2 protein-coding genes are annotated in these 1,980 nt (G+C 44.7%); both read right to left on the bottom strand.

Annotated elements, in window-relative coordinates; all coding sequences use genetic code 11:
- On the bottom strand, nt 1-329 hold a 329-nt coding region (locus tag ACRD64_RS25175), incomplete at its 3' end, for an ATP-binding protein (protein WP_430937394.1).
- Nucleotides 330-333: 4 nt separating this feature from the next.
- Entirely contained in the window at nt 334-1,881 is a 1,548-nt protein-coding gene (gene istA / locus ACRD64_RS25170; protein ID WP_430937392.1) for an IS21 family transposase, read from the bottom strand.
- Between the last annotated feature and the right edge of the window lie 99 nt (nt 1,882-1,980).

The following is a 1,980-nucleotide window of genomic DNA, read 5'->3' as shown; positions in this document are numbered from 1 at the left end:
TTACCACATCCGGTTGCCCCAGTAATCAGAACGGATTCTCCGTTGTTAATATATCCACCTGTTGCCAACGTGGATATAAGCCCTTTGTCCAAGCCTCTCGACACATCGTATTTCAACTCTTCCAGAGAGGCCTGATACCTGAACTTAGCAGATTTTCTTAACCGTTCAAAGCGGCGGTTGTCCCTGTCCTGCAATTCTGCCTGTAAAAGTATTTCAAGTCCTTCGTTGAGCGATAGCTCGTTTGACCTTTTGGTTTCCAATAGTGCATTCCAGCTTGTTTTGAAGCCGAACAGGCGTAATTGCGATAGTTGGTTTTCGATATTTTCCATCGTATTAAAATTTAAGTGATAATTGATTGTCGTAATATTCTTTTCCCCTGATGTTGTTGTGTTGTGGCAAACTTTGATCAGGTTGTTCTTCTTGGTCATATTCGGTCATCTTATTCTTGATAACGTTAAGTACAAAACCGTAAGTGTAATTCTGATAATCAATAGCCATCCGGCACGCTTTGTCAAAGGTTTCCCGGGGCGTGCTTTTAAACAGGCTAAAAAGGCCATCGCAGCTCTTGTATAGCTGTTCCGGATACCTGTCCTGGGCAAATATTAGCCTTACAAGTTCTCCTAATGTTTTCGATAAGTTCTCCGCCTTGTCTTTATAGTATTCCGGGCTTCGGTTCAGGTAATGCTGGTGGGTTGAACAGAGGTGTTCTTCAACGGTGGTATATTTGCCGATGCCAAACTCCCGTTTGTGAACTGCCACCAAGTTGTGCCGGTGAAAAATTCGCACCATGGAACGGGTATAAACTACCTTTAGTTTTTGCCCGATATATTGGTAAGGGGCACTATAATAATGTTTGTCCTCGCCCAGGTAGATATGGTTATTGGTACCATGTTTGTACTCCTTGTAATATTTTATTTCAAAGGCCTTTGTGGGCAGTTCCTGCAACAGGTGTTTCTCATTCGACAGGAAGTGCTCTTCCCGGCAGTAATCGCGCTTTTGCATACGAGTTTGGTTATGCTTGAGCGTATGTTCTTTTATGGCACTGTTAAGCTCAGAGAGCAAGAAGAACTGTTGGTTGCGTATACGTGCATAAACCCGGTTGTAAATAAGTTTTACCTGGTTTTCCACAAGAGCCTTGTCCTTGGGTTTTCTGGCACGGGCGGGAACCACCGCCATGTTGTAATGGTTGGCAAAATCTTCGAGTGCCCGGTTGATGGTAGGTTCGTAATTGTTGGCTTTTATTACGGCCGATTTCAGGTTGTCGGGAACCAGCACCTTGGGCACGCCGCCAAGGCTCTCCAAACAGCAGGTGAGCGCATAAATAAAATCGTCGACACGTTGGCTGGGAACGGCCATGCAAAAGGCATAATCGGAATAGGGCAGGCAGGCTACAAATACTTGGCATTCGATTATTTCTCCTGTTGTCGGATCGATATAGGAGAGCTTCTTGCCGGCAAAGTCTACAAACAGTTTTTCCCCAGGTTCGTGGCGCAGTACCATGGAAGGATTTTTGGTAAGCCGGTGTTGCGACAGGTGATAACTGAACTGGCTGAGGCTGTACCCTGTGGGGTTGGACAGGCGGTACTCTTCCCACAGAAGTTGTTTTGTCACGCCTGTCTTTTTAAGCTCGTCAACGTAATAATCAAGCTTGCCTTTTAGCTCTTCGAACCGGTTGTCTTTATAAGCTGGGTTTCCGGGATGGAAGACTTTTTCAAGCGCATGATCTTCCATTTTCAGTAAGGTGGCAAGGCTTATTTTCGAACTGCGGTATTTTGCCAGATAACTCTTGACCGTATTCTTGCTTATACCCAGATTGCGGGCTATGGTCTTGTTGCCGTTCCCTTGGCTGTGCAATTGTAGTATTTGTTTTACTTGGCTCATTCTTTTAGGTTTTCCTGCCATAATCAGTGTCAAATTAGTAGTTAATCCCACTAATTAACTTAAACCTAAATCCAAGGGGTCAACATGCTCCGCTTTTTT

Source organism: Saccharicrinis sp. 156 (assembly GCF_050589685.1).
GTDB lineage: Bacteria > Bacteroidota > Bacteroidia > Bacteroidales > Marinilabiliaceae > Saccharicrinis.
The sequence above is the reverse complement of the archived record's forward strand: the minus strand, read 5'-3'. Positions and strand labels throughout refer to the sequence as shown.

Coding starts and splice junctions, on each gene's coding strand:
- istA (WP_430937392.1), bottom strand. CDS start 1,881: ATGAGCCAAGTAAAACAAATACTACAATTGCACAGCCAAGGGAACGGC.